Annotated in this window: 6 protein-coding genes and 1 pseudogene; 4 read left to right on the top strand and 3 right to left on the bottom strand. The window is 67.5% G+C overall.

Annotated features, from left to right (window positions below; translation table 11 throughout):
* The 4 genes and pseudogenes from ABI385_RS14815 to clpX all read left to right on the top strand — a co-directional run.
* Positions 1 to 452, top strand: a pseudogene (locus ABI385_RS14815) (hypothetical protein); the annotation flags it as partial.
* A gap of 270 nt (positions 453 to 722) precedes the next feature.
* Positions 723 to 1,358: an ATP-dependent Clp protease proteolytic subunit gene (locus tag ABI385_RS14810; RefSeq protein WP_348104528.1), complete on the top strand. Its 636-nt coding sequence runs from the start codon at positions 723 to 725 to the stop codon at positions 1,356 to 1,358.
* A gap of 28 nt (positions 1,359 to 1,386) precedes the next feature.
* The gene (locus ABI385_RS14805) at positions 1,387 to 2,052 is read left to right on the top strand and encodes an ATP-dependent Clp protease proteolytic subunit (RefSeq protein WP_348104526.1); all 666 of its coding nucleotides are present in this window, start codon (positions 1,387 to 1,389) and stop codon (positions 2,050 to 2,052) included.
* 270 nt (positions 2,053 to 2,322) lie between these two features.
* Positions 2,323 to 3,618, top strand: coding sequence for an ATP-dependent Clp protease ATP-binding subunit ClpX (gene clpX, locus ABI385_RS14800; protein ID WP_348104525.1), 1,296 nt, complete (start codon positions 2,323 to 2,325; stop codon positions 3,616 to 3,618).
* Between the two features lie 400 nt (positions 3,619 to 4,018).
* Here clpX and ABI385_RS14795 read toward each other — a convergent pair whose 3' ends face one another.
* The 3 genes from ABI385_RS14795 to ABI385_RS14785 form a co-directional block, all read right to left on the bottom strand.
* Entirely contained in the window at positions 4,019 to 4,345 is a 327-nt protein-coding gene (locus tag ABI385_RS14795) for a hypothetical protein (RefSeq protein WP_348104524.1), read from the bottom strand.
* Between the two features lie 97 nt (positions 4,346 to 4,442).
* Complete coding sequence (locus ABI385_RS14790) at positions 4,443 to 4,826, bottom strand: hypothetical protein (protein ID WP_348104523.1); 384 nt, start codon at positions 4,824 to 4,826, stop codon at positions 4,443 to 4,445.
* The coding region (locus ABI385_RS14785) for a hypothetical protein (protein ID WP_348104522.1) at positions 4,823 to 5,415 on the bottom strand (593 nt) is incomplete at its 5' end. The genes ABI385_RS14790 and ABI385_RS14785, both read right to left, overlap by 4 nt.

Genomic DNA, 5,415 nt, shown 5'->3' with positions numbered 1-5,415 from the left:
CCGGTCGGTCACAGACCGTGACCCCGGCGTCGAGCGTGGTCGGAGACAGCACCTTCGGCCTTGTCGGCGTGCTCACGACCACGACGGCTGCGACCACCTCCGTCGGCCTGGGACCGGATGTTCCGGCGACGACCGGACCCGCCGGAACGGTTGCCGTAGGAGGCCTCCCAGTTGCCGCGGGCACCACGAGCTCGGCCGTCCAGGTCGAGGTCGCGACGGACCGCACCGTCGCCGTGCGTGGCGAGGCCGGCGCCCCAGCCGGCCCAGCAGCGCCGCCAGCACCGTCACCGTCTGCGCCGTCTGCGCCGTCTGCGCCGTCAGCGCCGACGCCCACTCAGGTGACGTTCGACGTGGTCGGGTCGTTCGAGGCATACCCGCCGGTCGTCACCGCCTCGTCCCGGGACTGGGTCGCGCCGGTCGCCGGGTGGCAGGTCGGAGCCGTCGCTCGCTGACGCCGGCCCCCCCGTGCCCACCAGTGCCCACCAGTGCCCACCAGTGGCCACTGCATACCCGACGGGGGTGGGTACTTGTGCGCCCAGGGCGAACAGCGCTCCGGTCGGGATTCTCGCGCGGGATGTGGACGTTAGGGTCAATGGCAGCCAGCCAAGGCAGGTCCGGACCCGTCCTGACCTGCGAGACCACAGCAGTCCATGCGACTGAACTACCGAACGATGGAGGCCACCGTGGCTCGCTCCAGCGAGATCGTCGCCGCCGGCGAAGGCATGACCGGCGGTCTTGACGACCACATCTACAACCGCTTGCTCAAGGAGCGGATCATCTTCCTCGGCTCCGAGGTCCGCGACGACAACGCGAACGCCATCTGCGCACAGATGCTGCTCCTCACGGCCGAGGACCCGACCAAGGACATCTGGCTCTACATCAACAGTCCGGGCGGCTCCGTGACCGCCGGCATGGCGATCTTCGACACCATGCAGTGGGTGCCCAACGACGTGGCTACGGTCGTCATGGGTATGGCCGCCTCGATGGGCCAGTTCCTGCTCAGCGCCGGTTCTCCCGGGAAGCGGTACGCCACCCCGCACTCGCGGGTGATGATGCACCAGCCGTCCGGCGGCATCGGCGGCACGGCCAGCGACATCAAGATCCAGGCCGAGCAGATGCTCTACGTCAAGAAGCAGATGGCCGAGCTCACTGCCGAGCACACCGGACAGGAGCTGACGCAGATCGAGCGTGACTCCGACCGAGACCGGTGGTTCACGGCCGAGGAGGCGAAGGCCTACGGGTTCGTCGACCACGTCTTCACCAAGGCGGAACAGGCCGAGCGCGGCAAGCCCGTCGGCGACGCACCGCTCACCGGCGACGCGACGACCGGCACCGGCGAGACCGCCACCGACAGCTGAGCGACGCGACAGGACACTGGAGACCACCATGACCGTTCACCCGTACAACCGCGCTGGCTCGGGGCTGCACGTCCCCGCGCCGTCGAGCCGCTACATCCTGCCCCAGTTCGAGGAGCGGACGTCCTACGGGATGAAGCGCCTCGACCCCTACACCAAGATGTTCGAGGACCGCATCATCTTCCTCGGGGTCCAGGTCGACGACGCGTCGGCCGACGACATCATCGCCCAGCTGATCGTGCTCGAGTCTCAGGACCCGGATCGCGACATCCTCATGTACATCAACAGCCCGGGTGGCTCGTTCACCGCCATGACGGCGATCTACGACACCATGCAGTACATCCGGCCCGACATCCAGACCTTCGTGGTCGGGCAGGCCGCCTCGGCTGCGGCCGTGCTGACGGCGGCGGGCGCCAAGGGCAAGCGTTATGCCCTGCCGAACGCCCGGATCCTCATCCACCAGCCCGCGCTGGGCGGGGGCGACTACGGGCAGGCCTCGGACATCGAGATCCAGGCCAACGAGGTCTTGAGGATGCGCACCTGGCTCGAGGAGACGCTGGCCGGTCACACCGGGCGCACTCCCGAGCAGGTCAACGAGGACATCGAACGCGACAAGATCATGTCGGCTGCTGAGGCCAAGGCGTACGGCCTCATCGACGAGGTGCTCCTGTCCCGCAAGGGTTCCCTCATCACGTAGCGGCGACGACGCATACGAGCACGGTATGCCGGTCCGCCGGCGACCGCGCAGGACGCGTCGAACGACCGTGGTCGAGCCGCCAGCACCCTTGCGCCGAGAGCGAAAGATCGTCAAGAGGGATGCGACCGACACGGTCGACCGCGTGTAATGGACACCATCCGGACACCTGACCGGTAGCGTCGCGTCGGCAGCCTGCGTTGCCGGCGCGAGGGCAGCACCACGGCGCGACCGCGACAGCACGGGCCGCACAGACTTCACGGGAGGCACCGAGTGGCACGCATCGGAGACGGTGGCGACCTGCTGAAGTGCTCGTTCTGCGGCAAGTCGCAGAAGCAGGTCAAGAAGCTGATCGCCGGCCCCGGTGTCTACATCTGTGACGAGTGCGTCGACCTGTGCAACGAGATCATCGAGGAGGAGCTGGCCGAGTCCTCAGAGCTGGGCCTCGACGAGCTGCCAAAGCCGCGCGAGATCTTCGCGTTTCTGCAGAACTACGTGATCGGCCAGGACGTCGCCAAGCGCGCGCTCGCCGTAGCCGTCTACAACCACTACAAGCGGATCCAGGCGGGGGAGGCGGGCCCGGTCAAGAAGGACTCCGACCACGTCGAGATCTCCAAGTCCAACATCCTGCTGATCGGGCCGACCGGGTGCGGCAAAACCTACCTCGCGCAGACCCTGGCCAAGATGCTCAACGTGCCGTTTGCGATCGCCGACGCGACGGCGCTGACGGAGGCCGGCTATGTCGGCGAGGACGTCGAGAACATCCTGCTCAAGCTCATCCAGTCGGCCGACTACGACGTCAAGAAGGCCGAGACCGGGATCATCTACATCGACGAGGTCGACAAGATCGCCCGCAAGAGCGAGAACCCGTCGATCACGCGCGACGTGTCGGGAGAGGGGGTCCAGCAGGCGCTGCTGAAGATCCTCGAAGGCACGACCGCGTCGGTGCCGCCGCAGGGTGGTCGCAAGCACCCGCACCAGGAGTTCATCCAGATCGACACGACCAACGTGCTGTTCATCGTCGGCGGGGCTTTTGCCGGGCTGGAGAAGCTCGTGGAGTCGCGAAACGGCAAGAAGGGTCTCGGGTTCGGCAGCCAGCTGCACACCCCCAAGGACCTCGCCGAGTCGATCCACGAGGTCATGCCCGAGGACCTGATGAAGTTCGGGCTCATCCCCGAGTTCATCGGCCGACTGCCCGTCATCACCACCGTGACCCCCCTCGACCGGGACGCGCTGGTCAAGATCCTCACCGAGCCGCGCAACGCGCTGGTGAAGCAGTACCAGAAGATGTTCGATATCGACGGTGTCGAGCTCGAGTTCACCACCGACGCGATCGAGGCGGTCGCCGACCAGGCCCTGCTGCGCGGCATCGGTGCGCGCGGGCTGCGCGCGATCATGGAGGAGGTCCTCCAATCGGTGATGTTCGACGTGCCCAGCGAGGACGATATCGCCCGCGTTGTCGTCACCCGCGAGGTGGTGCTCGAGAATGTCAACCCGACGATCGTGCGGCGCGAGCAGGGCCGGGCCCCCGCACGCGCGAAGCGCCCGCAGCGCAAGGAGAGCGCTTAGCTCGCACGGTGCTGGGGTCGGCCAAGGTCGGCGGCCTCGTAGGTCGGGCCCGTGGCTCCGGCAGGGCCCAGCCCTGACTCCGCCTCCGCCTCGGCGCGCGTGCATCGAGGGTGCGCCACCAGTCCAGCCAGCGCTACTGCTCGGCGGCGCTCTGCTCCAGGGGACAGGCCGTCACGAACCAGGTTGGCAGGCGGCGAGCCCAGGTCTGCTCGTTCGGCCACTCGGTCGCCCCCACGGTGAGCAGACAGCTCATCACCTCACGGGCACGGTGCAGAACCTCATGCGGGGATGCGTCATCGACGGTGGCCGTGACCACAACGAGGCCGGAACCGCGCGGTTCCGCGTGCGCTGGGGGACCGTGGAGCACGCGACCGAGCTCGTTCGACGGCAGCACCGCCTGTCAGCCGAGGTTTCCGACGAAGTTGTCGGGGTGGGGTAGATCGACGGGCGTACGTCCATTCACCCTGGTCAGCAGCCGCTCCACCACTTCGCGGAGACTGGTGACGGCGAACTGCGCTGCTACCAGGGGGTCCCGATTGGGGTCCGCCTGGTCGACATAGGTGACGTCGACGCGGTGGATGACCTCGCTTGGCCCCATGACGAAGATGGTCCCCGGTGAATAGACCACCTCAGCCTCCTTCGGGTATGCGGAGAAGGGCCGCACATCCGCCGCCGCATCATCGGTGCTGGCAGATAAGCGTCGAATGTCACCGTTTCTCGTTGCCACTTTGGGGTCGGTGGTCGTCGGGACCAACCACTGGCTGACCACGGTCAGGCCCGGGTATGGCGTACCCGCCTGCTCATCGGACGGAGGACTGTTCCCGCTAGGCCGTCATCTGGCTGAGCATCCACGTCATGACGGCCCCCATCTGTTCGTCGTCGAGAACCGGGACACCACCTCGCTCAGCGCGCTCCACGATCTCGTCGGGGACGCCCACCCCGTAGGTCTCGGCGTAGTACGCGAGGTCCTCAGGCCAGACGAACTCGCCGTCCGTGTGGATGTTGATCCCCGAGACGTCGGTCTTGGCGGCGTCCAGTGCGTCGCCGGCTCGCTCGCTCGTCGCTGCCACCACGGGACATTCACGCAGGTACGTAGCGACGGCCTGTCTGCGCTCAGGCGCCAGCTCCGCCCGTTCCGCCTCGGCTGCCAGGTCCGGGCCGTCGGGCCGTCCGTGCCTCAGCTGTGCGAAGAACCCGATTCGCCTCATGGTGTGCCACCTCCCGGGGTGAAGACTCTCCAGCTTCCGTTGGCGACGTCTGCTGCAGGACCGATATGCATGAACCCGTTCGACCAGATCCATAGGGTGTCACTCGGTGCCTCCACGGTGACCCCCATCTTGTTCGCAAGGTTCTGGGCCAGCCCGGCGTCGGTCGCCCCGGTGCTGCAGCTGAGCAGTCGTAGGTTCTCACCCGCATAGTCGGCCTGCGAGTTGACGAAGCTGCTCAACAGACGCTGGTCTCCCGTCACCTTCCGGCCGTCCGACAGTGTGATCTCGACGGCATCGGGGCCACCGTGCAGCTTCACGTCGTAGAAACCCGGCTTGGGCGGGACCTTCTCGGCGTAGCCCGCGATCGCCTCGGAGGGAGGGAACCTGTTGACCGGCATCGCCACGGGTCCGTCGCCGAGCTGAGCGACATCGGCCACATCGTCGAGCTTGGTGGTGGCGCCCGCGACGTCGTCGAGCTTGGCCGCGGCGCCGGCGAGGTCGTCGAGGGCTTCGGCTCCCTTGACGGCCCCGGTGGCGCCCTTCTCGGTGGCGGAGGCGGCGGTGCCGGCGCCGAGGGTGGCGATGGCCA

The sequence above is a fragment of the Lapillicoccus sp. genome (genome assembly GCF_039935575.1).
Lineage (GTDB): Bacteria > Actinomycetota > Actinomycetes > Actinomycetales > Dermatophilaceae > Lapillicoccus.
Note: the sequence above shows the minus strand (reverse complement) of the source record. Positions and strands in the feature narration are given on the sequence as shown.